This window comes from Promicromonospora soli, assembly GCF_014653785.1.
Classification (GTDB): Bacteria; Actinomycetota; Actinomycetes; order Actinomycetales; family Cellulomonadaceae; genus Promicromonospora; species Promicromonospora soli.
Map to the genome: position 1 here is coordinate 907,852 of NZ_BNAS01000001.1, position 24,959 is coordinate 932,810.

General features: G+C 71.4%; 27 protein-coding genes and 1 pseudogene. 12 read left to right on the forward strand and 16 right to left on the reverse strand.

Going from position 1 to position 24,959, the window contains the following annotated elements; all coding sequences use genetic code 11:
• Positions 1 to 141 precede the first annotated feature (141 nt).
• The 3 genes from IE250_RS04130 to IE250_RS04140 form a co-directional block, all read right to left on the reverse strand.
• Positions 142 to 606 carry a DUF4383 domain-containing protein gene (locus IE250_RS04130; RefSeq protein ID WP_189667954.1) on the reverse strand — a complete coding sequence of 155 codons (465 nt, stop codon included), beginning with the start codon at positions 604 to 606 and terminating at the stop codon, positions 142 to 144.
• A gap of 67 nt (positions 607 to 673) precedes the next feature.
• Positions 674 to 1,822: an amidase family protein gene (locus tag IE250_RS04135; protein WP_189667955.1), complete on the reverse strand. Its 1,149-nt coding sequence runs from the start codon at positions 1,820 to 1,822 to the stop codon at positions 674 to 676.
• 35 nt (positions 1,823 to 1,857) lie between these two features.
• A complete protein-coding gene (locus tag IE250_RS04140; RefSeq protein WP_189667956.1) occupies positions 1,858 to 2,997 on the reverse strand; it encodes an acetamidase/formamidase family protein in 1,140 nt (379 codons plus the stop codon).
• Positions 2,998 to 3,158: 161 nt separating this feature from the next.
• Between IE250_RS04140 and IE250_RS04145 the strand changes: the two genes are divergently transcribed.
• Genes IE250_RS04145 through IE250_RS04175 form a run of 7 tightly spaced genes read left to right on the forward strand, consistent with a single transcriptional unit; the run spans position 3,159 to position 8,938 of the window.
• Entirely contained in the window at positions 3,159 to 4,637 is a 1,479-nt protein-coding gene (locus tag IE250_RS04145) for an MFS transporter (RefSeq protein ID WP_189667957.1), read from the forward strand.
• Between the two features lie 8 nt (positions 4,638 to 4,645).
• Positions 4,646 to 5,623, forward strand: a complete 978-nt coding sequence (locus IE250_RS04150; RefSeq protein ID WP_189667958.1) for an AvrD family protein — start codon at positions 4,646 to 4,648, stop codon at positions 5,621 to 5,623.
• Positions 5,624 to 5,668: 45 nt separating this feature from the next.
• Positions 5,669 to 6,364 (forward strand): AAA family ATPase, encoded by a 696-nt coding sequence (locus tag IE250_RS04155; RefSeq protein ID WP_189667959.1) that lies wholly within the window; start codon positions 5,669 to 5,671, stop codon positions 6,362 to 6,364.
• Positions 6,361 to 7,404: a beta-ketoacyl-ACP synthase III gene (locus tag IE250_RS04160; protein WP_189667960.1), complete on the forward strand. Its 1,044-nt coding sequence runs from the start codon at positions 6,361 to 6,363 to the stop codon at positions 7,402 to 7,404. Before IE250_RS04155 ends, IE250_RS04160 begins: the two co-directional genes overlap by 4 nt.
• Before the next feature lie 6 nt (positions 7,405 to 7,410).
• Positions 7,411 to 7,689, forward strand: coding sequence for a hypothetical protein (locus tag IE250_RS04165; RefSeq protein ID WP_189667961.1), 279 nt, complete (start codon positions 7,411 to 7,413; stop codon positions 7,687 to 7,689).
• Positions 7,690 to 7,703: 14 nt separating this feature from the next.
• Positions 7,704 to 8,312 (forward strand): AAA family ATPase, encoded by a 609-nt coding sequence (locus IE250_RS04170; protein WP_189667962.1) that lies wholly within the window; start codon positions 7,704 to 7,706, stop codon positions 8,310 to 8,312.
• Positions 8,312 to 8,938 carry an HAD family hydrolase gene (locus tag IE250_RS04175; protein WP_189667963.1) on the forward strand — a complete coding sequence of 209 codons (627 nt, stop codon included), beginning with the start codon at positions 8,312 to 8,314 and terminating at the stop codon, positions 8,936 to 8,938. Before IE250_RS04170 ends, IE250_RS04175 begins: the two co-directional genes overlap by 1 nt.
• 29 nt (positions 8,939 to 8,967) lie before the next feature.
• Here IE250_RS04175 and IE250_RS04180 read toward each other — a convergent pair whose 3' ends face one another.
• Genes IE250_RS04180 through IE250_RS04195 form a run of 4 tightly spaced genes read right to left on the reverse strand, consistent with a single transcriptional unit; the run spans position 8,968 to position 11,934 of the window.
• Complete coding sequence (locus tag IE250_RS04180) at positions 8,968 to 9,774, reverse strand: MBL fold metallo-hydrolase (RefSeq protein WP_189667964.1); 807 nt, start codon at positions 9,772 to 9,774, stop codon at positions 8,968 to 8,970.
• Complete coding sequence (locus IE250_RS04185; protein WP_189667965.1) at positions 9,771 to 10,601, reverse strand: helix-turn-helix transcriptional regulator; 831 nt, start codon at positions 10,599 to 10,601, stop codon at positions 9,771 to 9,773. Before IE250_RS04185 ends, IE250_RS04180 begins: the two co-directional genes overlap by 4 nt.
• The gene (locus IE250_RS04190) at positions 10,598 to 11,278 is read right to left on the reverse strand and encodes a thioesterase domain-containing protein (RefSeq protein WP_308434103.1); all 681 of its coding nucleotides are present in this window, start codon (positions 11,276 to 11,278) and stop codon (positions 10,598 to 10,600) included. Before IE250_RS04190 ends, IE250_RS04185 begins: the two co-directional genes overlap by 4 nt.
• 59 nt (positions 11,279 to 11,337) lie before the next feature.
• Complete coding sequence (locus tag IE250_RS04195; RefSeq protein WP_189667967.1) at positions 11,338 to 11,934, reverse strand: TetR/AcrR family transcriptional regulator; 597 nt, start codon at positions 11,932 to 11,934, stop codon at positions 11,338 to 11,340.
• A gap of 71 nt (positions 11,935 to 12,005) precedes the next feature.
• Here IE250_RS04195 and IE250_RS04200 point away from each other — a divergent pair, with 71 nt between their 5' ends.
• Positions 12,006 to 13,010 carry a DMT family transporter gene (locus IE250_RS04200; protein WP_189667968.1) on the forward strand — a complete coding sequence of 335 codons (1,005 nt, stop codon included), beginning with the start codon at positions 12,006 to 12,008 and terminating at the stop codon, positions 13,008 to 13,010.
• On the opposite strand, the gene IE250_RS04205 is transcribed toward IE250_RS04200, so the two are convergent.
• Positions 12,925 to 13,185: a DUF4287 domain-containing protein gene (locus IE250_RS04205; RefSeq protein ID WP_444544348.1), complete on the reverse strand. Its 261-nt coding sequence runs from the start codon at positions 13,183 to 13,185 to the stop codon at positions 12,925 to 12,927. The genes IE250_RS04200 and IE250_RS04205 overlap by 86 nt on opposite strands.
• Before the next feature lie 62 nt (positions 13,186 to 13,247).
• Between IE250_RS04205 and IE250_RS04210 the strand changes: the two genes are divergently transcribed.
• Complete coding sequence (locus tag IE250_RS04210; protein ID WP_189667970.1) at positions 13,248 to 13,883, forward strand: GNAT family N-acetyltransferase; 636 nt, start codon at positions 13,248 to 13,250, stop codon at positions 13,881 to 13,883.
• Here the strand turns inward: IE250_RS04210 and IE250_RS24795 are convergent.
• Together IE250_RS24795 and IE250_RS04220 are read right to left on the reverse strand one after the other, a co-directional pair.
• Positions 13,871 to 14,194 carry a DUF3626 domain-containing protein gene (locus tag IE250_RS24795; RefSeq protein ID WP_189668328.1) on the reverse strand — a complete coding sequence of 108 codons (324 nt, stop codon included), beginning with the start codon at positions 14,192 to 14,194 and terminating at the stop codon, positions 13,871 to 13,873. The genes IE250_RS04210 and IE250_RS24795 overlap by 13 nt on opposite strands.
• Positions 14,195 to 14,221: 27 nt before the next feature.
• On the reverse strand, positions 14,222 to 14,710 hold the full coding sequence (locus tag IE250_RS04220) for a DUF6326 family protein (RefSeq protein WP_189667971.1): 489 nt from the start codon (positions 14,708 to 14,710) through the stop codon (positions 14,222 to 14,224).
• Between the two features lie 162 nt (positions 14,711 to 14,872).
• Here IE250_RS04220 and IE250_RS04225 point away from each other — a divergent pair, with 162 nt between their 5' ends.
• Positions 14,873 to 16,012 (forward strand): sensor histidine kinase, encoded by a 1,140-nt coding sequence (locus IE250_RS04225; RefSeq protein WP_189667972.1) that lies wholly within the window; start codon positions 14,873 to 14,875, stop codon positions 16,010 to 16,012.
• Positions 16,009 to 16,665 carry a response regulator gene (locus IE250_RS04230; RefSeq protein WP_189667973.1) on the forward strand — a complete coding sequence of 219 codons (657 nt, stop codon included), beginning with the start codon at positions 16,009 to 16,011 and terminating at the stop codon, positions 16,663 to 16,665. The genes IE250_RS04225 and IE250_RS04230 overlap by 4 nt, the downstream gene beginning before the upstream one ends.
• Positions 16,666 to 16,704: 39 nt before the next feature.
• Here the strand turns inward: IE250_RS04230 and IE250_RS24340 are convergent.
• The 4 genes and pseudogenes from IE250_RS24340 to IE250_RS04245 all read right to left on the reverse strand — a co-directional run.
• Positions 16,705 to 16,827 (reverse strand): annotated as a pseudogene (locus tag IE250_RS24340) (IS3 family transposase); the annotation flags it as partial.
• A complete protein-coding gene (locus tag IE250_RS04235) occupies positions 16,796 to 16,984 on the reverse strand; it encodes a hypothetical protein (protein WP_189667974.1) in 189 nt (62 codons plus the stop codon). The pseudogene IE250_RS24340 and the gene IE250_RS04235, both read right to left, overlap by 32 nt.
• A gap of 193 nt (positions 16,985 to 17,177) precedes the next feature.
• Positions 17,178 to 17,966: a DUF3626 domain-containing protein gene (locus tag IE250_RS04240; RefSeq protein WP_189667975.1), complete on the reverse strand. Its 789-nt coding sequence runs from the start codon at positions 17,964 to 17,966 to the stop codon at positions 17,178 to 17,180.
• A 73-nt stretch (positions 17,967 to 18,039) separates the two neighbouring features.
• Entirely contained in the window at positions 18,040 to 18,912 is an 873-nt protein-coding gene (locus tag IE250_RS04245) for a hypothetical protein (RefSeq protein WP_189667976.1), read from the reverse strand.
• Between the two features lie 110 nt (positions 18,913 to 19,022).
• On the opposite strand from IE250_RS04245, the gene IE250_RS04250 reads away from it, so the two are divergent.
• Positions 19,023 to 20,606, forward strand: a complete 1,584-nt coding sequence (locus tag IE250_RS04250; protein ID WP_189667977.1) for a serine/threonine-protein kinase — start codon at positions 19,023 to 19,025, stop codon at positions 20,604 to 20,606.
• A 90-nt stretch (positions 20,607 to 20,696) separates the two neighbouring features.
• On the opposite strand, the gene leuA is transcribed toward IE250_RS04250, so the two are convergent.
• Positions 20,697 to 22,526: a 2-isopropylmalate synthase gene (gene leuA, locus IE250_RS04255; RefSeq protein ID WP_373301580.1), complete on the reverse strand. Its 1,830-nt coding sequence runs from the start codon at positions 22,524 to 22,526 to the stop codon at positions 20,697 to 20,699.
• Between the two features lie 219 nt (positions 22,527 to 22,745).
• Complete coding sequence (locus tag IE250_RS04260; protein ID WP_189668375.1) at positions 22,746 to 24,866, reverse strand: DUF7937 domain-containing protein; 2,121 nt, start codon at positions 24,864 to 24,866, stop codon at positions 22,746 to 22,748.
• Positions 24,867 to 24,959 lie beyond the last annotated feature (93 nt).

The following is a 24,959-nucleotide window of genomic DNA, read 5'->3' on the forward strand; positions in this document are numbered from 1 at the left end:
CTGCGGTGAGACACGCGTTTCAGATGGGTAAAAACTTCCTCGACCCATGTGCCGCGAGCCGGGCCTCGGCAGCACCGAACGTAGGGCTGGTCGCTGAAGCGCCCCCGACAGAGCAACCAACCCTACGTTCGGCAGCGAGGGTCACCTGATGTCCGGCGGCATCGCCTCCGCGGTTCCGGGCTGCCGGACGACGGTCGCGCGGGCGGGCCATACCGCGATCAGCAGACCGGCGATCGCGCTGCCGAGGTGCAGCCAGTTGTCGGCGTCGTTGATGTTCAGATAGTTGATCTCCGGGTCGTCGACGGCGTAGAGGCCGTAGACGAACGCCGCGCCGTAGCCGATCAGGAGCAGCCAGCCGAAGATGCGGGCGCTGCCGGAGGTGATCCAGAGGCTGAGGCCCAGCACGCCGATCACCAGGTGCACGATGTTGTGCAACGGGTTGATGGCGAAGCCGAGGAGCGTCTGGCTCTCGTCGTGCTCCGAGAAACCGCCGAAACCGGTCACGAGAAAGCCTGCGATGCCCACCAGCAGGAAGACAACGCCGATCACCAAGGCTAGCCACTGATGGAATCCTCGGGTGGGCCGAGGAGCCGTGTAGTGGGTCATGATGCTTCTCCCGTCCGTCCGTACTGCGTTTCCACAGTCGCGCCGTCCGGGTCCACTCGCACGCCGGCTACGTCGCCAGCGGTTCCGCCACCTGGCGCGCCAGCGCGAGCAGCGCGCGGTCCGAGCCCGCCGGACCCACCAGGCAGGCACCCGCCGGGAGACCGCCCGTCGTGGTTACCGGAACCGACACCGCGGGCAGCCCGCCGATGCCCGCGATGCAGGTCAGCAGCATCGTGGCCTCGCGGGCGGCCTCGGCCTCCTCGGGACGCGGCGCGACGGTCGCCGTCGACGGCAGCACCAGTACGCGCACCCCCAGCCGGTCGCGGATCTCGGCCCTGGCCTGGACGACGGCGGCCCGGGCCGCCTCGGCGTCCGCCGCGCCGATCGCGCGTGCCCGCTCGAACCGCCCGCGCACCGCGGGCCCGAGCGTGTCCATCTGCTCGCCGAGCCACGCCCCGTGCACGGTCCACGCCTCGGCGGCCTGCAGCGTCTGGAAGGCGGCGAGCCACGTGGGCTCTGGCGCCCAGTCGACGGGCTCGGCCCCGGCATCCCGGGCGAGCTGCTCGACGGCGTCGCGCACCTCAGGGGCGGCGAGGTCCAGCAGGGCGTCGCTCACCACGAGCTGCCCGGACAGGACTCCGGCGTCGGGCGGCAGCAGCACGTCGCCCACCCGTCGGAGCAGCTCTGCAGAGTCCGTGAGCCAGCCGACCGTGTCGAACGAGGGCGCGAGCGGCACCAGCCCGCCGGCCGGGACCGCGCCGTGGGTCGGGCGGATGCCCCAGAGCCCCTGGTAGGCGGCGGGCACGCGTACCGAACCGCCGGTGTCGGTCCCGAGCGCGATGCCGGCCTGGCCCGAGGCCACGGCCGTAGCGGGGCCCGACGTCGAGCCGCCGCTGATCCGACCGGGCGCGCGCGGGTTGGGCGGCGTTCCGTAGTGGGCGTTCGCGCCGGTCAGCGAGTATGCGAACTCCTCGGTCTGCGCGAGCCCTGCGACGGACGCACCGGCCTCCAGGAGCAGCGCGACGGCGACCGCGTGCGACTCCGCGACGTCCGTCGCCGCGAGCCAGGCCGGGTTCCCGGCGCCCGTCCGCTGCCCGGCGACGGCGAACAGGTCCTTGACCGCTACGGTCTCGCCGTCGAGCACGCCGGAGCCGGTAGGGGCCACGAGCGGGCCAGGTTCGGGCCGGACGCGCCACACGCTGAGGTCGGAAGTCATGCGCACATGCTGCCAGCCCCGACGCTGCCGACCTCCTACCTCGGCCCGAAGTCTGCCTTGCGGATCCGCGCGTGCGCGCCCTTGACGACGTCCACGACCTGCGAGATGTCGAAGTCCGTCGCGGCCGACAGGTACGCGTAGGCGTGTGCCGGCGACATCCCGTACCGCACCCCTAGCAGCGCGATCGCGGCGCGGACGCAGTTCTGCACGGCGACGTCGAGGTCGCGGTCGAGCCCGGTCGGGACCAGGAACTCGGCCGTCTCGCCGAGCGGCCCGGCCAGCTCCCCGAACGCCGCCACGGCGTCGGACGCCGGGATCAGCTCGAAGCCGAGCCGCACCCGCAGCGAGGCCTCGAAGGCGGTGAGCGCCACCTCGCCGTCGCCCTGGGCGAAGTGCGGGTCGCCCACGTAGGCGAGCGCCCCGGCGACCTGCACCGGCAGGTACAGCGTGGACCCGGCGCCCAGGAGGTTGATGTCGATGTTGCCGCCGAACGGCCCCGGCGGCACCGAGTGCGGCCGCTCGTCCCCGGCCGCGGCGACGCCCATGATGCCGAGGAACGGGTGCAGGTCGAAGCCCACCGTCCGGTCCGACCCCTCGAAAAGGGGCAACCGGCCGCGCCCCGCGCCGTCGGCCCAGGTGTCCACCTCCGCGAAGACGCTCACGACGTCCGTTCCGCCGGCGGGGTACTCGTCCGGCAGGGCGCCGCGGCCGTGCCGGTTGGAGATCACCCCGTACGGGACCCTGGGTTCCGTCGACAGCACCCGGATCGCGAGGAGGTCGCCCGGCCGCGCGCCGCGGACCTCGATCGGCCCGGTGACGACGTGCCCGCCGTGCGCGCCGTCGTCCGCCTGCCCGAGCTGGACCGGCAGCCCGGGCACGCGCTCGCCCAGGCGGGAGCGGCGGGTGGCGGCGAGCTCGACGGCGTCCGCCAGGACGGCGTCCTGCGCGACGCCGCGCTGCGCGAAGTAGGCGAGCGGGTCGCCGCCCTGGTCCTCGAGGATGCCCTCGTGGGACAGGGTGTCGACCACCACCTCCTGCCCGGGGTCGACCGACAGCACCGCGCTGTCCGCCGCGCAGGGCAAGCGGCCCCAGTAGGCGGTCTCGACGGAGGTGGGCAGGTAGGCCGTCCCGTCGGGGATCTCGACGCCGGCCTGGAGGATGGTCTGCTGGTGCACGGGCCGAGGTTACCGGTCGACCGGCTGCCGGGACGCAGACCCCGGTCCGGGCGCAGCGCCGCGGCGCTGCGCGCTCAGCCTGGTGGTCCTGGTACCAGGTGCGCCGGTCCTCCTCTGACGCGGTCCTGGATAGGTGCGCCGCACGCTCCGACGATAGGGCCATGGCCCAGACACAACCCGCGACACTCGAGCGGCGGGACGTCATCGTCCTCGTCGTCCTGCTCGCAGCACAGTTCATGTTCGCACTCGACTTCTCGATCGTCACCGTCGCCCTCCCGGCGATCGGGACCGACCTCGGTATGGGACCGGGCCAGCTCTCGTGGATCGTGACGCTCTTCGCCCTGTCCGCGGCGGGCCTGATGCTCCTGATGGGGCGCATCGGCGACTACTACGGGCGCAAGAAGCTGTTCCTGATCGGGATGGCGCTGCTCACGGTCGGCTCGTTCGTCGGCGGTGTCGCCACCGAGCCCAACGTGGTCTACGCCGCGCGGGTGCTGCAGGGCGTCGCCACCGCGATCACGACGCCGTCCGCGCTCGCCCTGCTCACGACGTCCTTCCCCGAGGGGCCGGCCCGCAACCGGGCACTCGGCCTCAACGGGGCGCTCCTGTCCCTCGGGTTCGCGGCCGGATCCGTGCTCGGAGGGGTGCTGACCGAGCTGCTCGGGTGGCGCTTCACGTTCTTCATCAATGTGCCGGTCGGGCTCGCCGTGCTCGCCATCGCTCCGTTCGTCATCCGGGAATCGTCGGAACCGTCCCGCAAGAAGCTCGACGTTCCCGGCGCGATCACCCTGAGCCTCGCCCTGCTGGCCCTGGTCTTCGGCCTCACGCAGGCGGGCGAGACGGGCTGGGCGGCACCGGTCACGCTGGGGCCGATCGCCGCGGCGGTGCTGCTCCTGCTCGCGTTCTGGTTCATCGAGTCCCGGTCGACCCACCCGCTCGCCGCCGTGACGATCCTGAAGCGTCCCTCGGTGGCGCTCGGCAATCTGGGTGGCCTCGCCACGTTCGCGATGGAGAGCGGCAAGGTCTTCCTGCTGACCATCTACCTCCAGCAGGTTCTCGGTGCGTCACCGCTGCTGACCGGCATCGCGTTCACCGTGCTGGGGGCAGGCGCCTTCACCGGAGGCATGATGGCAGCCGGGATCATCAACCGGATCGGTGCGCGCAGCACCCTCGTCCTCGGGCTGCTGATCCAGGGCTGCACGGCGCTGGCGTTCCTGGCGCTCGGGCAGGGCTTCGCCGCCGGTTACGCGATCATCCTCGTTGCCACCGCCCTTGGCGGGTTCGGCCACGTCATGGTCATCGTCTCCTACACGGTGGCCGTGACGTCGGGTCTGCCCGACGAGGAGCAGGGGCTCGCTACCGGCCTCACCGCCATGACCCAGCAGGTGGCGTTCACGCTGGGCACCCCGGTGCTGGCCGCGGTGGCGATAGCGGCGGGAGTGTCCGCCACGGCGTCGCCGGAACAGTATCTCGGTGGCGTGCGCACCGGGCTCGTCGTCGATGCTCTCGTGCTACTCGTCGTCGCCGGCCTGATCGCGGCGTTCTACCGGGTGCCACGGACCGCGTCGCCCGCGTCGACCGCCACGGGCGACGCCGAGCACGACGACGCCGAGTACGGCGACCCGGTCACCACCCGATGATCACGCCGATGTCCGCCGTCGGCGGCGCTCGGGAGCACCAGACCTGGCGTGACGTCGACGAGTACCTGGGCCCGGCCGACGAGCGGTTCTTCGGCACCGGGTACCGCAGGACCAGCCCTCGCCTGCGCGACACGCGGGTCCAGCACGGCACCAGCCGGTCCACGCTGGTGGCTACCGGGAGCCTCGCCGTCGCCGGCGCGTGGTCCGTGAAGGACGGAACCCTCCAGCGGCCTCACCTGGCGACCACGGACGTGCTGGCCTTCGCGGCACAGGCGGCCGGTGCACTGCTTGCCACCCGGTTCGACCAGTCGACGGCGGACGACGCGCTGGTGACGGCGGTCGATGTCCGCGCATCGACCGCTCCGCTCGAAGACCTCGCCGCCTTCCCCGTCGAGGCGACGCTCGAACGAGCCGGTGCCCAGGGAACGACCGGCACGACACAGTCGCTCACCGCCACGGTCGGGCCGCTCCGAGCCACCGGGACCATCACGTGCGCTGCCGCCGGCGCTCCGGAGACCACGGCATCCTCTGGCGCCGGCCCTGTGACCGGCGCTGAGGGGAGCGCCTACACCGAGCGCCTCGCGTCCCGGGCGGTGCGACTGCGGGACGTGCGGCTGCGCGGCGGCGACATCACGGCGTCGGTCCAGGTCTCGGACGAGCCACCGGTTGCGCCGCCCAGCGGGATCGAGGCGGGGCACCAGCCCGCGTACTCGCTCGTCGACGTGTTCGTCGCCACGCTGCAGCTGGGCCAGGTGCTGCTCTACGAGCTCGACGGCCTGGACCGCGGGTCCAGCAGCACCTTGTGGATGCGGAGCACGACCATCCGGACGGACCGCCCGCTGCCGGCCGGCTCTCCTGCCCCCATCGGGGTATCCCTGGCCCGCGGACGACTCGTCGAACGCGACGGCGCACCTTGGCGCCTCGCCGACATCGTCGCGGAGCTCGGCCCGTACGGGGTCGTGTGCTCCGTGGCCCATCAGATCTGACCTCGACCGATCGAACCCCAGCCGAATCGACCGAAGGAAAAGCCTGTGCGCCTCGCCGTCTCCGGAACCTATTCCACGGGCAAGACTCTGACCACCATGGCCCTCTCCCACTACACCGGGATCACCCGCAGCGCTGCCATGACCATGCGCGAGCTGCTTCCCATCTCCGTACCCGGCAAGACCCTCGAGCAGTGCACGGGGGCGGAGATCCTCATGCTCATCACCCGCCGGAACCAGGAGCGCGCGGTCAGCGAGTCCCACCTGGGCGACACGTTCATCTCCGACGGGTCCTCGCTCCACGAGTGGATCTACGGCACCGTGCGGGTGCTCGTCGGCATCAACCCGTCCGCGACGACGTCACTGGCGAACGTGCCACGGACCCCGGAGCTGGAGTTCTTCGAGGAGGTCATCACCCAGCTCGGGGTTCCGGCCAAGCAGCACGCCAAGGCCGGGTATGACGCTTTCGTCCGGCTGCCCATCGAGTTCCCCATGGTCGACGACGGCCACCGGCCGGTCAACGAGCGGTTCCGCGCGCTCGCCGACGAGATGATCCAGGACGAGGTCGACGCGCTGGGCATCCCGACGATCACCGCGGGCGGCAGCATCGAGAAGCGCCTGGACACCATCGCCGGGCACTTCGGCCTCCCGCGCGTGGTCAGCATCGACGAGGCGGTGGAGCGGGCCAGGGCCGACTACGCCGCGATCGACACCCGGAGCGAGCTCGAGCGAGCTCAGTCATGACGGACCGCGTCGCGGTGCTGGCCGGCTGGGGGGCCGATGCCCCTGACCGGATCGTGACGAACTCCGAGCTGGAGAACAGCCTGGACACCACCGACGCGTGGATCACCTCCCGCACCGGGATCCACGAACGGCGCTGGGCCGACCCAGGGACCTCCACGGGTGATATGGCCGTCCGGGCGGGGCGCATGGCGATGCGCCGCGCAGGGGTCACCCGGGTGGACCGGGTGGTGCTGGCGACCACGACACCGGATCACACCTGCCCGGCGACCGCTCCTTGGGTGGCACACCAGCTCGGGCTGGGCACCGTACCCGCGTACGACGTCGCAGCGGTGTGCTCCGGATTCCTCTACGCGCTCGCCGGGGCCCGCGAAGCGGTCCTTGCCGGGTCGGCCGACACCGTGCTCGTCATCGGTGCGGACCGGTTCACGAGCATCGTCGACCCGGCGGACCGCAGCACCGCCGTGATCTTCGGGGACGGAGCCGGCGCCGTCGTCATCCGGGCCGGAACGCCCGGAGAGGCGGGCACCCTCGGTGACGTGGTCCTCGGTGCCGACGGGTCGCAGTCGGACCACATCATGGTGCGCGCCGGCGGTGCACGACAGCCGCTCGCGCCGTCGACGCCACACGGAGACCGCTATTTCGCGATGCGTGGTCCAGAGGTCTTCAGCGCCGCGGTGTCCCGGATGGCCAACGCCGCCGCCACGGCGCTGGACCGGTCCGGGTGGACCACCAAGGAGTGCGACTGGCTCGTGGCGCACCAGGCGAACTGGCGCATCCTCGCCGCGGTGGGCCGTGCCATCGGGATCGACGAGGACAGGGTGGTGTGCGACCTCGACCGGTTCGGCAACACCTCCGCCGCGTCGATCCCGATGGCTCTGGCGCACCACGCTGCCGGGTTCCGGACCGGCGACCGTCTGGTCCTCGCGGCCTTCGGCGGCGGGACCACCTGGGGCGCCACGACGCTGACCTGGCCGGAGCAGACCGGCAGACCCCCTGCCGCCACTGACCGCACCGAAGTCCTACCCAAGCTCACGAGATGAGGCCTCATGACCCACGAACTGACCGGAAACCCCGCCGGTGACCTGGCTGAGATCGTCCGCGCCATCACCGAGTCGGTACCCGACATCCCGGCGGACCTGGACCCGGAGACCCGGTTCGACGCCGCCGACATCGACTCCCTCGTGCTCGCCGAGACCGCTGTCGTCGCCACGCGGATCTTCCGCGTGAACATCGAGGACTGGGAGCTGCGTGACGCGGGGACCCTCGCCGCCGCCGCGTCGCTCGTACAGCACCGGGTCGCGGCTGCCCACCCGACCGAGGTCTGAACGGAGGACGAACAGTGCGGGTAGCCCTCGCCGGCGCTTACGGAGCCGGTAAATCGACGCTGGCCGACGCCGTCTCCGCGGCGACCGGATGGCCGATCGCCCAGGTCGGTCCCATGGCCGATCCGGTGCGCGGCACGCCCAAGGCGCTCGACCAGTGCTCGCTGGAAGAGGTCTTCCGGCTCAGCCTGCGCCGGCTCGACGAACGGGCGCGGTCGGAGGCGGCGCTCGGGACCTCGTTGATCTCCGACGGCTCCGTACTGCACGAATGGGTCTACCTCAGGGTGCTGGCGGCCGGCCTCCACCGGCCGCCGGCACCGGGCACGCAGCAGACACCGGGCGCGGAGGTGCTGGCGCGCCTTGCGGAGCAGGCCCTCGCCGAGCACGCCCAGTCGCTGCCGGAACGGTACGACCTGCTGGTCTACCTCGCCCCGGAGCACGCTCTGCCACCGACAGCGCCGATCGGCGCCCCGTTCCAGCACGCGCTCGACACCGAGACCAGGCGCGTCCTGGCCGACTCGGGAGCGCGGGTCGTCACGGCCAGAGGAACGGTGCGAGCGCGGACACGCGCAGTGCTCGATGCGGCTCGCCGCGACAGCCGCGCAGAGACCAACAGGACACCGTGATGGATGTGAAAGCGGTCTACACGGACATCGACGGCACGGTGACCCACGGCAGCTCGATCTTCGACCTGCTGCGGTTCGACGCGGGACGCCGGGACCAGACCCGGGCGGGCGAGACGTTTGTTGCCGCGCTCACCGACGCGGCACGCGCGGGGACACCGCGCGCGGTGACCAACCGCCGCTACTTCAGGTGGTGGGCCGGCCGCACGGTGGCCGACGTCGACGACACCGCCCGGGCCTGGCTCGACCGGCAGCGCTCCGACGGCGGGCCCTGGTTCGTGGACACCGTCGCCGATGAGATCGAAGCGCACCTGGCACGTGGCGCGCATCTCGTCGCGGTCTCGGCGTCCTTCCCACCGGCGCTCGCCGCGGTGCGCACACGGTGGCCGGGAATGAGCCTGCTCACCACCATCGCTCACGTGCGCGACGGGCGGTACACCGGAACGGTGGAGACGCCGCTGGTGGGCCAGGCCAAGGCCGATGCGGTGATCAGCCACGCGCAGCTGCACGGCGTCGACCTTTCCGAGGCCGTCGGCTACGGCGATCATGCCTCTGACCTGCCGTTCCTCCGGATTCTCGGGTCCGGCTACCTGGTCGGGCAGCGTGGCTGCATGGTCCCGGTCGGCTGAGCCGAAGGTTCTCCGCCGGACGAGCCAGGTCAGGCGACGGGCTCCCACCGACCGGCGCGCACCCGCCCGAACGGCACGTCGGCGAAGTGGGTCGCGGCCGCCACCGTTCCAGGTGGCTCGAGCTCTCGCAGCATGCGGGCGCGTGAGTCTCGCGAGCGGGCCGGATCCACGTCGAAACATGAGCACAGGTGGGGGACCTCGACCTGCAGCGGGCTGTGGAACGTGTCGCCGACCACGACCAGCCGCCGCTCGTCCCCCTCCACGACGAGCGACAGGTGTCCCGCGGTATGACCCGGCGTCGCGATCGCGGTGACGCCGGGGGCGATCTCCTGCCCGTCGTCCACGCGCTCCCAGTCCCCGGGCGCCGGCTCGTCCCGCCCCACCAGGTGCGGAGCGCCCGCGACTCCGGGCAGGCCGGCCCAGCCGCGACGTGCCCATCCGACGTGGTCGTCGTGCGCATGGGTGAGCACGACGGCGTCCACCTCTCCAATCACTGAAGCGAACGAGGCCAGGCCGCCGCCCCGCATGACGCCGAGCGCCGGGTGAGTGGCGTCGGCGGGAACCGACGTCGGGCCGAGCCCTGCGTCGACCAGGATCCGCCAGCCGGGGCCCTCGAGCAGGAGCACACCGATGGACGCGATGAGATGGCCGGACGAGGCGATCAGCTCCGGCCGGTCGTCGTACAGGCTCGTCGCGCCGTCCAGGGAGAACCATCGTGCGGGGTGCAGCTCGACGTACCCGTCCGGAAGGTACGTGGCGGTGATCCCGCCGAGCGCGAGGCTCCGGCGCACCGCGGGCTGCGCCCAACGCGCACGCGAGAGAGCGCCCGACTTCATGCCACGCCGTCCAGGAGCGCCGCCGTGGGCGTCCCCTCGGTCGGGATGTAGACGAAGACCCGCACGTCGTTCACGCCGAACGGGGTCAGCACAGCGGTGGAGAACGTGAGGCTGCCCAGGTGCGGATGGTCGTAGACCAGGTCGCCGTGCGGGAGCATGCCGATGATGTGCGCGTCCCAGAGACAGCGGAACGCAGGCAGGTGCTCCTTGAGCTCGTCGATGAGGTCGGCGAACCTCACGTCCCCTGCGTACCGTGCGGCATGCTCGCGAAACTGGGCGACGAGCATCCGGCCGACCGCGTCGCGATGCGGGTAGCGCTGCGCCACGGACTCCTCCATGAAGAAGTCGACCAGGCAGTTGCGCCCCGGCTGCACACCGAACACGTACTCGGCCATCCGGTTCGTCGCCATGACGGTCCAGTACCGGTCCACGCTGTAGGCCGGGCGCCCCTGCACCGAGTCCAGGAGCTCCTGCTGCCCCTGTGGCGGCAGGTCTTCGTCGTCGGACGGCGAAAGAGGTACCCCCGCGACCTCCCGGAGGTAGGCGTTCTCCGCCGGGGTGAGGCGCAACGCGCGCGCGATGCCTTCGAGCACCGGCACCGACATCGTGAGCTCGCGGCCCTGCTCGATCCACGTGTACCAGGAGACCCCCACGTGAGCGAGCACCGCGACCTCCTCGCGGCGCAGCCCCGGGGTGCGACGGCGTTCGCCGGCGGGCAGGCCTACGTCCTCGGGTCGTGTCGCTTCTCGTTTGCGCCGCAGAAAGCTGGCGAGCTCGGCTCGCCGGAACGCGGCTGCCCGGTCATGGGCCTCGGTTTTTGCACTCAAGCGGCCTCCTCCACTGTGTCTCCCTGACCGAGTAGGTCCCGCAGGACCGCGCTCACGTCTCCTCCCGGTGCAAGGTGGAACATGTGGCCTGCATGACGTAACGGGTGCCAGGTCGACCCCATACTGCCCCGACCGGTCCAGGCCCGCGCGTCGCGCTCGTCCACGACGCCGTCGAGCTCGCCCCACAGCACGTGAACCGGTACCGGCAGGACATCGCGCGACGGCAGGTAGCGGCGGACCCGTTCGAGGCCCCGAACCGTCCGGACGCTCAGCGTGCCGCGCTGCCGCAGGGCCGGTGCGGCCGTCCCGGCCGCTCCAGCAGCCGGCGGTGATCCGAGCACCACCGCGCTCGGCGTCTGGTCCGGGTCGCCGTCCGCGAACGCGGCCGCTGCTGCCTCAAAGGCGACGAGGGCACCCATGCTGTGGCCGTAGTACACACCCGACCTGTCGCTGGTGCTCTGCCGCCAGTGCTCGACCAGCGAGCTGATCGTGGTCCGTTCGGCACCACCCCTCGTCTCGAGGTCCGCCGGAACCACCATCACGCCAGGAAGCTGTTCCGGCCACCGCCGAAACGCCTCGGGACCGCCGCCCGCATGATGGAAACAGTGGACGACCTGAATTGCACGAGTACCCACGCCACCCCCCGCAGTCATCTCCGCTTTCCATGTCAGAAACATGGACGAAATAGGCCGAAAAGCGGACAACAACCTGATTTTACCCCAGGCCCGACAGGGTGTCACTGAAATCGGGCGGACGGAGCAAGCAGCGCCTGTGCCGCCGCCCGGGCCGTGGCAAACGCGTCCGGCTGGGCGCGGGTCGCGTGCGCCACGATCGCACCCTCGTAGAGCAGATGGACCTGCGCGCCAGCCCGCTCGGGGTCCGGGTGGTCGGCGTCGCGCAAGAGCTGCGTGAACAGGCCCAGCATGTACCGCTTGTCGGCCAGGATCACCGCGTTGCCCGGGTGTCCGGTACCGCCGATCTCGCCGTGCGCATTGACGAACGCGCACCCGCGCAGGTGCTCCTCGGCCCACTCCCCCGCGATCTCCAGCGCGGCCAGCACCTGGCCGGCTCCCGGCTCGAGCTTCGCGCCACGCGCTGCGAACCGCTCGGCGAACCACTCGCGCCAGCGCTCGTGCCGACGGGTCAGGTAGGCGGCCACGAGCGCCTCCTTGGACCCGAACCGGTCGTAGAGCGTCTTCTTGGTGACCCCGGCCCGGTCAGCGATCACGTCGACGCCGACGCCGCGGATGCCTCGCTCGTAGAACAGCTCGCTCGCCGCGGCGAGGATCTTCTCGCCGGCCGGGGTGTGCGGATTGGGGCTGCGTCGCGGCATCGGGATCCCTCCGTCCGGCGTTCGCCGGGGTGCACTGCGAGTATACCGACCTGTGTGGTTACCTGAATGACATGACGAAGAGCTTCCTCCGGCACCTCGCCCCCGCACTGCTCGTCGTGATGTGGAGCTCCGGCTTCGTCGGTGCCACCTTCGCGGCACCCGTCGCCCCCGCCACCACCACGCTCCTGTGGCGCTACGTCGTCGCTGCACCCCTGATGGTCGTGGTGGTGCTGGCGCTCCGCCGCCGGTACGGGCCGCGCTACCTGCGGCGCGAGGCGGTCCTGGGCGCCCTCGGCCAGGCCGGGTACCTCTACGGCGTGTTCCGCGCCGTAGAGGAAGGGCTCCCGGCCGGGACCGCAGCACTGCTCGCGTCGCTGCAGCCCGCCCTCGTCGCCGTCGTCATGTCCGGGTTCGGGCGCAGGGGCGGACGCCGCCAAGCCGCCGGCCTGGCCGTCGGTTTCGCCGGCGTGGCGCTCGCCGTCGGGCCGGACGCTCTCACCGGCAGCGGAGCGGGCGCCGCGGGAGCGCTCTGGGCGGTGCTCGGCATGCTGTCGCTCTCGGCCGCCGCCGTCCTGGGCGACCTGTGGCCGCCGCCCGCAGCGGAGAAGCACGGCGTGCTCGACTCCCTGGCCGTGCAGAGCGTGATCGCGCTCGGGTTCTTCGCGGTGGTGGCGGTCTCAAGCGGTCAGGCCGCACCGCCCGCCGACCCGACGTTCTGGCTGGCGATCGCCTGGCTGGTGGGCCTCGCGTTTCTCGGCGGCTACGGGATGTACCTGTACGTCCAGCGAACCCGCGGGCCTGTCGCGGTCAGCACCTGGCTCTACCTCACCCCTGCGGTCTCGGCCGCGTGGGCCTGGGCCATGTTCGGTCAGGAGCTGCCGCTCCTCACGGTGGTCGGGTTCGTCGTCAGCCTCGCGGGCGTGCTCGTCGTCCGGCCCGCTCCCGAGCGCGGCACGCCGGCGAAGGACTCCCGCCGGTCGGGCGCGGCCGTCACTCCTGGTCCTCCCAGAGGGTGTGGGCGACCAGCGCATTCGCGTGGCCGTGCCCCAGCCCGTGTTCCGCCTTCAGCCAACTGACCAGATCCATGTGCTTGGTCTCGGCGGTCCCGTACCCGGGGTGCGATCGCAGCAGCGCCTTCCACTCAGCGATCGGCTTGCCGTACTTCTTCTCGATCGAGGGGAAGTAGGAGGCGGACGGGTGCTCAGTTTTTTCAGTCATATCGGATGGACGACGACGAGGGCCGGAACTCATCTGCGGTGGTGCAGGTCGACGTGGTGCCGGGGCCGGCACCTGGGCCCGATACGCTCCGGGCCGTGGGGATCATCGACTTCAGGCCGCGGCAGAGCAAGGAAGCCGCCGCGGTCGCGGCCGTCGCATTCGCCGAGGACCCGATCTGGGGGCACACGCTGACCGATGCCCGGCGACGCAGGCTCCCGCACACGATCCTGCTCCGTGCGCAGCTGCGCACGACCCAGCCGTCACACACCATCCGGGTAGCCAAACATGGCGGCCGGATCATTGGGCTCGCCTTCTGGAACGTCGATGGGGCGACCAAACCACACGAGTCGGCTGCGGCGACCGATCCGCGCGTACTCCGCGCCGCCCGCACGATGATGCGTCGGGCGGGCCGTGATCGGCACACGCTCGCCACCATGTGCACCGCGCTGGCCGAGTCGTACCCGTGCGACAACGGCTGGTTCCTCGGAACGCTCGTGGTGCACCCCGACCACCAGGGCACTGGCGTCGGCAGCGCGCTCCTGCGCGACGGCCTTGCACGAGCGGACACGAACGGGCAGCCAGTCTCCCTGCAGACGAGCACCGCCAAGAACGTTCGGTTCTACGAGCGGCACGGGTTCGAGGTCACCGAGATGGTCGACGAGATCTACCCCGGCGCCCCTCCCCTGTGGACCATGCGACGGCCCGCTGCCGCGGTCGGTCACCAGGCGTAGTCCCAGCGGGCCACGTGGTGCCACACCTTCTTGAGGTCCTGCGGGTGGTTCTCCCCGGCACGTAGGGCCTCCCCGATCACCCGGGCGTCCAGCCACCCGTCCTTCGTGTGCCCGATGGCGACGGCCCGCGCCACGTCCACGATCTCCGGCCCGCGGAACTCGGGCCGCACTGCCAGCTCGTCCACGCGGAGGCGAAATCCGTGGTGCCAACTCTCGGCACCGTGCGTTCTTCCCGGAGGCGTCGCGGCAACGGGTGCTGCGGCGGGTGCTGAAGGTGCACCAGCCGCAGCGTCTGCCTCGGCCGTTGTCAGAGGACAGGACGGGGACTGCTCTTGGGTTCACGCTTGCTGTTGGGCGCGAACGGTTTCACGGTCCGGGCTGGTCGCCATGGTCGCCAGCGGTACGGTGCGCGGCCAGGTCCAGGCGTACCGCACGATGAGGGCGAGAAGGATCAGTTCCAGTAGGACGCCAAGGCCGTAGAAGTACAGCCAGGACTCGCCCACCACGTTGAATGCCGTGACGGGGACGTAGAGCAAGGCCACGACGAGGTTCGCGATGCGGTTCACCTGGGCGGGCAGCGTCATCGACAGCACGACCATGAGGATCGGGATGGCCACGAGGGTCAGTGCCGTGGTCGAGAAGGTCTGGGAGAGGTCGAACTCGAAGACCTTGCCGTCGAGGATCTCTTCGATGACGCCGGGCGTGAAGAAGTTGAGAATGTCCACGTAGGCGTACAGGAACACGAAGCTTGTCCACGTTGCGGCGAGCTTGGCTCTGACCGGGATCGGCTGGTCTTCCAGTGTGGTGGCGGGTTGACGTGTTCTCATCATGGGCTCCGTTGTTGTGGTGAGGATCGGTGCGTCCACGATCGCTGAGCCCGGGCGGCGGGCGCATCGGCCCGGAGGCTGGAGTCGCCTGGCCTATGGGATGGCCTCTCACTCGTTCTTTCGGCGGGTACGCCGAGGGGCGCCGATCCCTAGGCTGGAGCTGTGAACACTGTCGGGCGTTCCATCTGGCACGAGCCGCGGCCTGCTGACGCCCCACCCATCGGTCGTCTCGACTGGCTGCTGGTGGGCGTGTTCGCGGCCGCCGCGTTGGTCGAGGGCATCGTTCGGCCGGACCTGGCCTGGCGACCCCTCGTGACGGTGCTCGCCGTGGCGCTGATGCCTGCCCTGCTCTGGCGGCGGGGCCGCCCCCTGATCGCTGCCCTGGTCGGGTGGGGCGTCGCCGGGCTGCTCTCGGTCCTCCAGCTGACCACGCACGCCGGGGACCTCGGCCTCTACTCCATGATAACTGTCCTGATCCTGCTCTACTCCCTGGTGCGGTGGGGCTCGGGACGGGAGATGGTCCTGGGGACGGCGTTCGTGGCAGTCGTCGTCGCTCTGGGGATGTACGCCACCTCCGGGGGCTGGACCGACGTCTTCGGCGGGAGCGTCCTCTTGCTGTTGCTCGTCGCCCTCGCGGCGGTGTTCCGCTACCGCGCGGGCCTCTGGCATCGCCAACGGCGCGATATCCGCAATCAGGAGCGGGTGGCGCTGGCGCGCGAGCTGCACGACACCGTGGCCCACCACGTCTCGGCCATCGCGGTGCAGGCGCAGGCCGGTGGCGTGGTCGCCGGCATCCAGCCCGAGAAGGCTGCCGAGGTCCTGGCTGCGATCGAGTCCGAAGCGTCGCGAACCCTGGCGGAGATGAGATCCATGGTGCGGGTGCTGCGTGAGGAGGAAGCCGTCGCCTACTCGCCGCAGCCGGGTGTCGCGGACCTGCCTGCTCTGGCGCGCGCCGACGCGACACCCACCGTCGAGGTCTCGCTGGACGGTTCGCTGGCCCGGCTGGCAGGACCCATGGACGCCGCGCTCTACCGGCTCGCGCAGGAATCGCTGACCAACGCCTTGCGGCACGCCCGGGGCGCGACCCGCGTCGGGATCGACGTACGCCAGGAGGGCGACGCCGTCAGGCTCCGTGTCAGCGACGACGGACAGACCGAGCCGGGGCCGGCCCCGGAGCCTGGGTTCGGCCTGCTGGGCATGGCCGAACGCGCCCAGCTCCTCGGCGGATCGCTCTCCGCGGGGCCGGGGCCCGAGGGTGGCTGGGTGGTCGAGGCCGTGCTGCCGGTGGAGGCGCTGCCATGAGCATCCGTGTTGTCGTAGCCGACGACCAGGACTTGGTCCGGACCGGGCTGGTGATGATCCTCGGCGCGCAACCCGACCTCGAGGTCGTGGGGGAGGCAGCAGACGGGCTCGCGGCGCTCGACCTGGCGACCCGGCTGCGTCCCGATGTCGTCCTCGTCGACATCCGGATGCCCGGGCTCGACGGCGTCGAGGTGACGCGGCGCCTGGCCGGGCCAGAGGTGACGGACCCGATGGCGGTCGTCGTGATCACCACCTTCGACCTCGATGAGTACGTCCTCGGCGCCCTACGCGCCGGCGCCCGCGGCTTCCTGCTCAAGGACGCCGGGCCGGAGCTCCTCGTGCAGGCCATCCACGCGGCGGCCAACGGGGACGCGCTGATCGCCCCCAACGTCACCCGCCGGCTGCTGGCGACCCTCGCCGACCAGGCGCCGGTGGTACCGGTCCAGCCCACCGACCCCCTCACCGAGCGCGAGGAGGAGGTGCTCGCGCTGGTCGCACTGGGCCGGACCAACGCCGAGATCGCCACCGAACTCTTCGTCGGCCTGAGCACGGTCAAGACCCACGTCGCGTCTTTGATGACCAAGCTCGGCGCCCGCAACCGCGTCGAGATCGCGATCTGGGCCTACGACACCAGACGCGTGAGAGCCAATTAGTGGGTACAGATCGCAACGTAGGCCCGTGGGGTTCGGTAGCTCGCTGACGCCCAGCTGGCGCGCGACCTCGGCGGTATCGGCGCCCTGGACGAGCAGCCGGTCAGCCTCGGTCAGCTTCCGGACCACCTGCTCAGGAGTGCGCCGCTTCCTCTTCGTCGACATGGTGTGAGCCTTCCCTCCCGCTCCCGCAGGCTGCTGGCTCAAGAAGACAGTCCACGTCCGCACCGACATGGACGACGCCGCACGCGTCAAGACCCTCGCCCACGACCTCGAGCACATCGTCCTGCACAACAAGGACGACGCCGATGCCGTCGTCCACCGCGGCATCGCCACAATCCGTAAGCCTGATGCTGCTCCCCGCGCACCAGATGGACAGCTCCCAGTTCTCGGTGCCCTACGTCTCGGCCTGGGCCTCACGCATTCAAGGCGTCGACCCCCTCACGGCAGTCCAGCAGACCGCCGCGCGAGTCCGCACTGCAGCCCTGCATGCGACGGCCCGCTGCCGCCGTCGGTCACCAGGCGTAGCCCCAGCGGGCCACGTGGTGCCACACCTTCTTGAGGTCCTGCGGGTGGTGCTCCCCCGCACGTCGCGCCTCCCCGATCACCCGGGCGTCCAGCCACCCGTCCTTCGTGTGCCCGACGGCGACGGCCCGCGCCACGTCCACGATCTCCGGCCCGCGGAACTCGGGCCGCACTGCCACCTCGTCCCTGTGGAGGCGGAACCCGTGGTACCACTCGACGGCGATCCCGAGCCCGCGGGCGGCGTCCGCCACGGCTGTGCCGCGGTAGCAGGGATCCAGCACGACCGCCTCGACGTCGTCGGGGAGGGCGAGCGGGCCGTGCACCTGGGCCTCTACGTAGTCGTCGAGCAGATCGTGGGCGCCGGCCGCGGTGTCGGCGTCGGCCAGGGCGACCAGCGGCGTCGGGTCGATCGCAGCGAAGTGCTCGGGCTCGACCGCGGAGTCGGGGTAGCAGAAGGTGGTGCGCCCCAGCACGTGCGGGCGCAGCCGCAGGTGGGCTGATCCGAAGCGGACGGCGCCACCCGCTGCCCGACGCCGGTGGTTCAGCGCGCCGTAGCGGGGGCGCGCGTGCGGCTCCGCGTCGTCGTACCGGCCGTCAAACATACGCGCCTCCCAGCGCCACCGGTCCCCGCCGGGGTGCGCGGTGAGGCCGCCGTTGCTGGTTCCTGTCTCGAACTGGGAGCGCCACACCCGGTCGTGCGCGAGGCGCTCGATGAGGATCTCGCTCCCGTCGGCGACGAGCCGGTCGGGGTGGAAGTTGATGGTGACCGGCCAGCTCATGCCGGGAGGCTACCTCCGCCGAGGCAGTCGGACAGCGAGGACCAACTCGCTGGACGACTGCCTCGGCGAGGGGTCAGCCCTGGACCTCGAGCATCCTGCGGCGGGCGCGGATCATCGCCGCCCCCGCGGCCGTGAGGGCGATCCCAGCGGCAACCGCTCCGCCCATCTGCCCGCCGGTCTCCGCCAGCGCGCCGGGTGCCTGCGCCTCCGCGCCGGGCACGACGGGAACGAGCCCGTCACCCACGCCGTCGCCGGCCCCGGGGATCGTGCCACCGTCGCCGGAACCGCCGTCACCCGGGATGCTGCCGCCCGGTGCGCTGGCGTACGTCGGGCTCTCGAGGAGGTCGTCCACGACGCCGTCCTCGCCGGCGACCGCGCCGATCGTGCCCGGCACGTCGGCGTTGCCGACGTTCTCGCCGACCGAACCCACGTCGCTGATGATCTCGGCGGGCAGGTTGTCGGTGAGGCCCCGCTCTGGCCCGTCCGCGCCCAGGACGTCGTCCACGGCGCCGTTCTGGCCGGCCAACGCGTTGACGGTGCCGGAAACGCCGCCCAGGACGTCCTCCACGGGACCACCTTCGTTGGCCGACGTCGTGGCGCTGCCGCCCGTCGCGCCGGTCACCACGTCGTCGACAGCGCCGTCCTTGCCGGCCACCGCGTCGACGGTGCCCGTGACGCCCTTCACCGTGTCGTCGACGGCGCCGTCCTTCTTGGTGACCTGCTCGACGGTGTCCGTCACCTGGTCCAGCGTGCTGTCGACAGCACCGCCGTCACCGACTACCGCGTCGACGGTGCCCGTCAGGACATCACCCAGGCCGCCGGTCGACTGCTCAGTGTTGGGCGTGGCGTTCTCGTCGGCCGCCGACGCCGACATCGCGCCCGCGATCAGCAGGCTGCCCGCGACGAGCGCGGACGGAAGCGCCCGGCTCACGAACTTCCTCTTCATGTTTCCCCCTGTAGCTGGTGTTTCTGGTACCTGGTAGCTCTCTGAGCAGATACGAATCACCCTGACTGATATGTCGGGTGAATTCAAGGATAGTCCGGTATGTTTCCCCCATGATCGTGCCAGGCTCAGGGGCAGCCCCGCAGATCCACCCGCTCGAACCGAACGACCCGCAGGAGCTGGGTGGCTACCCGCTTCTCGGTCGGATCGGGGCCGGCGGAATGGGAGTGGTCTACCTCGCAGAAACCCGCACCGGCCGAAAGCTGGCCCTCAAGGCCATCCTGAAGGAGTACGTCCAGGATCCGGAGTTCCGCACCCGCTTCCGCAGGGAGACCGTCGCGGCGATGAAGGTCCGTGGCCGGTTCCTCGCCACCGTCATCGACGCCGATCCGGATGGCGCCCAGCCGTGGATGGCCGTCGAGTACGTGGAAGGCCCGTCGCTCTCCGCCGTCGTGCAGGCCCACGGCCCGCTGTCCGAACCCGACGTGCGCAGCGTGCTGGCCGGCCTGGCGGAGGCCCTGCGGGCCGTGCACCAGGTCGGCATCGTGCACCGCGACCTCAAGCCGTCCAACATCCTGCTCGGCCAGGACGGCCCGTACGTCATCGACTTCGGGATCGCCCAGGCGGCCGACACGACGTCGCTGACCCGGACCGGGCTGAAGGTCGGTACGCCGTCCTTCATGGCGCCCGAGCAGGTACTTGGGAGCGGCTCCACGGCCGCGGCCGACATCTGGGCGCTGGGCGCCGTCGCGCTCTACGCCGCGACCGGGCAGCGTGCGTTCGGCGAGGGCGACACCACCGTCGTGTACTACCGGGTGGTCCACGAGAATCCCGACCTCAGCGCCTGCCCCGCCTGGCTGCTCCCACTCGTCCAGGCCTGCCTGGCCAAGGATCCCGACGTCCGGCCGAACCTGCAGGAAATCGTCGACTTCGCGAACGGGACCCCGGCCGATCTCCGAACCGCGACCACCAAGATCGTCCCGGGACCGGATGTGCCGGAGGTCTACGACGACGAAGAGACCGCGCTGAGGGACGACGAGGCAACGGTGCTGAAAGTGCAGCCGTCGGAGCGGGCGCCCGCACCGACCCCGGATCCCGAGCCGGCGGCGCCGCGCAGGATGTCCCGCCCGATCACCTGGCTCCTCGCGGCCGCAGGGGTGCTGGTCGTCGGGGGCATCGCGACCGCGTTCGTGCTGGGCATGCCCGGCGCCGAGCCCGACGCCGCGGCAACGAGCTCGGCGTCGGCCTCCGCGGAGCCGTCGCCGTCGGCCATCGACGAGTGCCTGGTGGGTGAGTGGCGGCTGGACAGCCTGACCACGAAGATGCGCATCGACGCCCTCGACGAGACCGTCGAGGCCACGGGTTTCGAGGGACGAGTGACGGAGTTCCGCGCCGACGGCACTCAGCTGGTCCACTACGACGACGCCGAGCCGGCCCGCGCCAAGACCTCGATCGGGGAGCTCACCGAGACCTGGACCGGTACGGCGTCGTACATCGTCTCGACCAGCGACGACGGCGTCCTCACGACGTCAGGTTCGGACTTCCGGGACGTCACGATGACCATCGCGCTCAGCGGGGAGAGCGCCGAACGCCAGCCCAACGTCCCGACGCAGGCGCTGGAGTACACCTGCGACGAGACGACCTACACGGAACGGGGCAGCAACGGCTTCGAGGCGACGTACACAAGGGTCAACTGACCGTCCACCTTGTTGTGGGCGTGATCGTTGCGCCTAAAGCGGTCAGGTAGCCGCAACGATCGCGCCCACAACAAGAGGGCAGGGCGGGGGTCAGCTGCGGGTGCGCTCCGCGCGGTTCACCGCGGACACGATCGCCTTGAGCGACGACAGCGTGATCGACGGGTCGATGCCGACGCCCCACAGGACGTCGTCGCCCACCGCGCACTCGACGTAGGCCGCGGCGCTGGCGTCGCCGCCCTCGGACAGCGCGTGCTCGGTGTAGTCCAGCACGCGTACGTCGATGCCGACCTGCGCGATCGCGTTCACGAACGCGTCGATGGGGCCGTTGCCGGTGCCGGTCAGGGTCAGCTCCTGCCCGCGGTCCACCACGTCCACCTCGAGGGTGTCCTGCTCGCCCTCTGCCGACACCGCACGGGTGCCCCGCAGCGTGAGACGGCCCCAGTGCTCCAGGCCGGACGGCGCACCCTCCTCGACGGGCAGGTACTCGTCGGTGAAGATCCGCCAGATGTCCGCGCCGGTCACCTCGGTGCCCTGCGCGTCGGTCACGTTCTGCACGGCGTGGGAGAACTCGATCTGCAGGCGGCGCGGCAGGTCCAGGTTGTGCTCGCTCTTGAGCAGGTAGGCGACGCCGCCCTTGCCGGACTGCGAGTTGACCCGGATCACCGCCTCGTAGGACCGGCCGACGTCGCGCGGGTCGATCGGCAGGTACGGCACGCCCCACTGCAGGTCGTCGACGCCGACCCCGGCCGCCTCCGCACGCCCGGCCATGTGCTCGAAGCCCTTCTTGATGGCGTCCTGGTGCGAGCCCGAGAACGCCGTGAACACGAGGTCGCCCACGTAGGGGTGGCGCTCGTGCACGGGCATCTGGTTGCAGTGCTCGACCGTGCGGCGGATCCCGTCGATGTCGCTGAAGTCGATCTGCGGGTCGATCCCCTGCGAGAACAGGTTCATGCCGAGGGTCACCAGGTCGACGTTGCCCGTGCGCTCGCCGTTGCCGAACAGGCAGCCCTCGATGCGGTCGGCGCCGGCCAGGTAGCCCAGCTCGGCGGCCGCGACGGCGGTGCCCCGGTCGTTGTGCGGGTGCAGCGACAGGATGACGTTCTCGCGGTGGTTGAGGTGGCGGCTCATCCACTCGATCGAGTCGGCGTACACGTTGGGCGTCGCCATCTCGACGGTCGCGGGGAGGTTGATGATGACCTTGCGCTCCGGCGTCGGCTCGAAGACCTCGATCACCTCGTTGCAGATGCGCGCCGCGAACTCGAGCTCGGTGCCCGTGTACGACTCGGGCGAGTACTCGTAGTAGACGCGCGTGCCCGGGACCGTCTCCTCGAGCTTGCGGCACAGCTTGGCGGCGTCCAGCGCGATGTCGACGATGCCGTCCTCGTCGGACCGGAACACGACCTCGCGCTGCAGCACGGACGTGGAGTTGTACAGGTGCATGATCACCTGCTTGGCGCCCTCGATGGACTCGTAGGTGCGCTCGATCAGGTGGGCGCGGGCCTGGGTGAGTACCTGGATCACGACGTCGTCGGGGATCCGGTTCTCCTCGATCAGCTTGCGCACGAAGTCGTAGTCCGTCTGGCTCGCCGACGGGAAGCCGACCTCGATCTCCTTGTAGCCCATGGAGACCAGCAGCTCGAACATGCGGAGCTTGCGCTCCGGGTTCATCGGCTCGATGAGTGCCTGGTTGCCGTCGCGCAGGTCCACCGCGCACCAGCGCGGCGCGTGCTCGGCATGCTTGGTGGGCCAGGTGCGGTCGGGGAGGTCCACGCTGAACTGCTCGTGGAAGGGCCGGTACTTCTGGATCGGCATGCCCGACGTCTGCTGCGGGTTGTCTTCGATGATCCCGCCCGCTGAGCCGCGCACTTCTGTGTCGTGAACTCCGCCGGGGGTGGTGGCGGTGGTGCTGTTCTCCATCATGTGTCCTTCGCTCGGTGAGGTTGGCCGGCACACCAAGCCTCCGCGACGAGGGACCGGCCTGTCTAGGCCTCGTCGCGGCAGCGAAGGAGAAGGATCACCGTCGGGCGCACGACGTCACTGTACCCCCCGTCCAGGTTCGGTACGCGAGTCGGGCTCATGATGCGGACGTCTACCCGTCGGTCGAGACCGGTCCAAACCGGCTCGACCGACGGGCGCGCCTCAGCGGCGGTTGCGCAGCGCGGCGTCGACCTGCGGCTCGCCGAGCGCGCCCAGCCAGTCCAGCAGCGCGGGGTACGTGGACGGGTTCGCGGCGACCTGCGGCCGCAGGTGGGGCGCCTCCTGGACGATCCTCGCCAGGTCCGCCAGCGGCGTGGCCGGGTCGAGCGCCTGCGCGGCGCTCCACCTGCCGCCCACGGGCGGCAGTACGGCGGTGTGCCCCGATTCGGAGCCGTAGTCCGAGCCCGCGGCGGCCTGCCCCTGTCCGACGACGACCCGGCGCGTCACCTGCTCCTGGCCCTCGTCGCGAGCGGCCGAGCCACCTGACGGCGCCTTGGCCGCCTGCTGGCCGTTCCCGACCGGCTGGATGCGCGCGGTCTGCTGGGCGGAAGCCCACTGCTGCGCGGCCACCACCGGCTGCTGGCCGGAAGCCACCGGCGTCGGACCCGAGCGGACCGGGGGCATGGTCGCCGTCTCGCCCATCGGGGCGCCGGCGGCCGGCATGTCCTCGACCGTGCGCATGGCGCCGAGCGAGACCTCGCCCGACGCCGGTTCGGCGGCCCGCACCGCCGAGCGCTGGGCGGCTGTCGCACCGGCGACGGTCCGCACCGCGCCCGTCGAGGTGACCCGGCGCGGCTCCGCCGGACGGCGTAGCTCAGGGGCGCTCCGCACGGGCTGCTCCGGCAGCGTGGCCGGCGGCGCCTTGTCACCCTTGGGCTGCGGCGGTGCCCACACGTAGGCCTGGCTCCGGTCGACGTCGGCCTCGCCGCCGATGCCGGCCGTCTGGAAGTGCTCGCGCACCGCCTTGGGCACCATCAGCGCGCATGCCGCGACGCATGGGAGGCCGAGGGCCATGAGCAGGTCGCCGAGGTCCACGCCGAGGCCCGCCCCGGACGTCGCGACGACCACCACGAGGCCCAGGACGCCTGCCACACAGGCGGCGCCCACGGCGGGCACGTGCCCCGTGCCGGGGTCGCGCAGGAGGGAGCGGCGCGCGAACCACGCGACGCCCGCGACGACGACGCCGAGCACGAGGCGCACCATCAGCGTCACGTCGAAGCCGGGATCGATGAGCTGCACGAGCGCGGCGAGCGCGCTGCACACCGCGAGGAGCACCATGACGTCGAACGCCCGGACCGCCACGCGCACCCAGACGCCTGCGGCGCGCTCGGTGCTGACCTCGGCGTCGGCCGCGGGGTCCCGGCGCACCGCGGGCGAACCGGCGATAGCGGCGGCGAGCGGGAGCAGCACGAGGCCGAACCGGCTCGGGTCCGTCACGCCCGGGCGCATGGACTCCATGCCGGTCAGCACACCGCCAGCGGTGAAGACGAAGAGCAGCGCGAGCACGATGCCGACGGCGACGAGCACGAGCCGGGAGGGGCGGTCGTGCCGCACGGTGCCGCCCACCAGGAGCCACGCCATGCCGAGCGCCAGCGCGAGCCACACGGGCGCCAGGAGCCGGTCGCCCAGCGTCGCGTCCTCGGCGAGCTCGGCGAGCAGCGTGGCGACGACGGCGCCCACGGCGATCAGGATCCCGACGCCGGCGAGGCCGAGCCGCCACCTGCGCACCACGGCGCCGTCCTGCTCGATGGGCCCCAGCTCGCTGTCGCGCGGGGTCGCGGCGAGCGCCGCGCCGGCGAGCGCGAGGCCTAGGCCGGTGCCGACACCCGTGCCGCCGCCCAGGTCGAGCACGAGGTGGATCAGGCCGATCACGGCCAGCGGGAGCCCGGCGAGCAGGCGCGCGCGCCGCGTCGAGTGCACGGTCCATGTGACGGGCAGCACGGCGAAGCGCGCGAGGTAGGGCAGGGACAGCGACGCGAGCGAAAGCGCGACGGCCAGGACCACCTCGACCCGGTCGGCGGAGCGGTCGAGGAGGTTCCACGGCAGCGCGAGCGACACGAGGAGGGCGAGCGCGGCGATGGCGTCCCGGACGTAGTCGGCCGCGGCGATGTTCGCGAAGGGGCTGACGGCCTCCGAGTCCTCGGATGCGGTGCCTGACGCGACCCCTGGCGAGATCGTGGTGACGTACTCGTGACCGAGGTTCTCGGTCGGCGCGCCGTTCACGTCCTGCGCGGCGTCGGCCGAAGTTCTCTCGTCACGCTCGGAGGCGTGCTGGTCCATCATCCGTTCACTCCTCGATAACGCCGCTGGTCGAGACTGGGGTAAGTGTGGCTGGCGGCGCAGGGTTCACCACGTTTCTACCCGCTGGGAACGGAC

Excerpts from the sequence above, each read along its gene's own strand:
- IE250_RS04130 (WP_189667954.1), bottom strand. The coding sequence starts at position 606 with ATGACCCACTACACGGCTCCTCGGCCCACCCGAGGATTCCATCAGTGG.
- IE250_RS04135 (WP_189667955.1), bottom strand. The coding sequence starts at position 1,822 with ATGACTTCCGACCTCAGCGTGTGGCGCGTCCGGCCCGAACCTGGCCCG.
- IE250_RS04145 (WP_189667957.1), top strand. The coding sequence starts at position 3,159 with ATGGCCCAGACACAACCCGCGACACTCGAGCGGCGGGACGTCATCGTC.
- IE250_RS04150 (WP_189667958.1), top strand. The coding sequence starts at position 4,646 with ATGTCCGCCGTCGGCGGCGCTCGGGAGCACCAGACCTGGCGTGACGTC.
- IE250_RS04160 (WP_189667960.1), top strand. The coding sequence starts at position 6,361 with ATGACGGACCGCGTCGCGGTGCTGGCCGGCTGGGGGGCCGATGCCCCT.
- IE250_RS04165 (WP_189667961.1), top strand. The coding sequence starts at position 7,411 with ATGACCCACGAACTGACCGGAAACCCCGCCGGTGACCTGGCTGAGATC.
- IE250_RS04175 (WP_189667963.1), top strand. The coding sequence starts at position 8,312 with ATGGATGTGAAAGCGGTCTACACGGACATCGACGGCACGGTGACCCAC.
- IE250_RS04180 (WP_189667964.1), bottom strand. The coding sequence starts at position 9,774 with ATGAAGTCGGGCGCTCTCTCGCGTGCGCGTTGGGCGCAGCCCGCGGTG.
- IE250_RS04190 (WP_308434103.1), bottom strand. The coding sequence starts at position 11,278 with ATGTTTCTGACATGGAAAGCGGAGATGACTGCGGGGGGTGGCGTGGGT.
- IE250_RS04195 (WP_189667967.1), bottom strand. The coding sequence starts at position 11,934 with ATGCCGCGACGCAGCCCCAATCCGCACACCCCGGCCGGCGAGAAGATC.
- IE250_RS04200 (WP_189667968.1), top strand. The coding sequence starts at position 12,006 with ATGACGAAGAGCTTCCTCCGGCACCTCGCCCCCGCACTGCTCGTCGTG.
- IE250_RS04205 (WP_444544348.1), bottom strand. The coding sequence starts at position 13,185 with ATGAGTTCCGGCCCTCGTCGTCGTCCATCCGATATGACTGAAAAAACT.
- IE250_RS04220 (WP_189667971.1), bottom strand. The coding sequence starts at position 14,710 with ATGAGAACACGTCAACCCGCCACCACACTGGAAGACCAGCCGATCCCG.
- IE250_RS04230 (WP_189667973.1), top strand. The coding sequence starts at position 16,009 with ATGAGCATCCGTGTTGTCGTAGCCGACGACCAGGACTTGGTCCGGACC.
- IE250_RS04240 (WP_189667975.1), bottom strand. The coding sequence starts at position 17,966 with ATGAGCTGGCCGGTCACCATCAACTTCCACCCCGACCGGCTCGTCGCC.
- IE250_RS04245 (WP_189667976.1), bottom strand. The coding sequence starts at position 18,912 with ATGAAGAGGAAGTTCGTGAGCCGGGCGCTTCCGTCCGCGCTCGTCGCG.
- IE250_RS04250 (WP_189667977.1), top strand. The coding sequence starts at position 19,023 with ATGATCGTGCCAGGCTCAGGGGCAGCCCCGCAGATCCACCCGCTCGAA.
- leuA (WP_373301580.1), bottom strand. The coding sequence starts at position 22,526 with ATGATGGAGAACAGCACCACCGCCACCACCCCCGGCGGAGTTCACGAC.
- IE250_RS04260 (WP_189668375.1), bottom strand. The coding sequence starts at position 24,866 with ATGATGGACCAGCACGCCTCCGAGCGTGACGAGAGAACTTCGGCCGAC.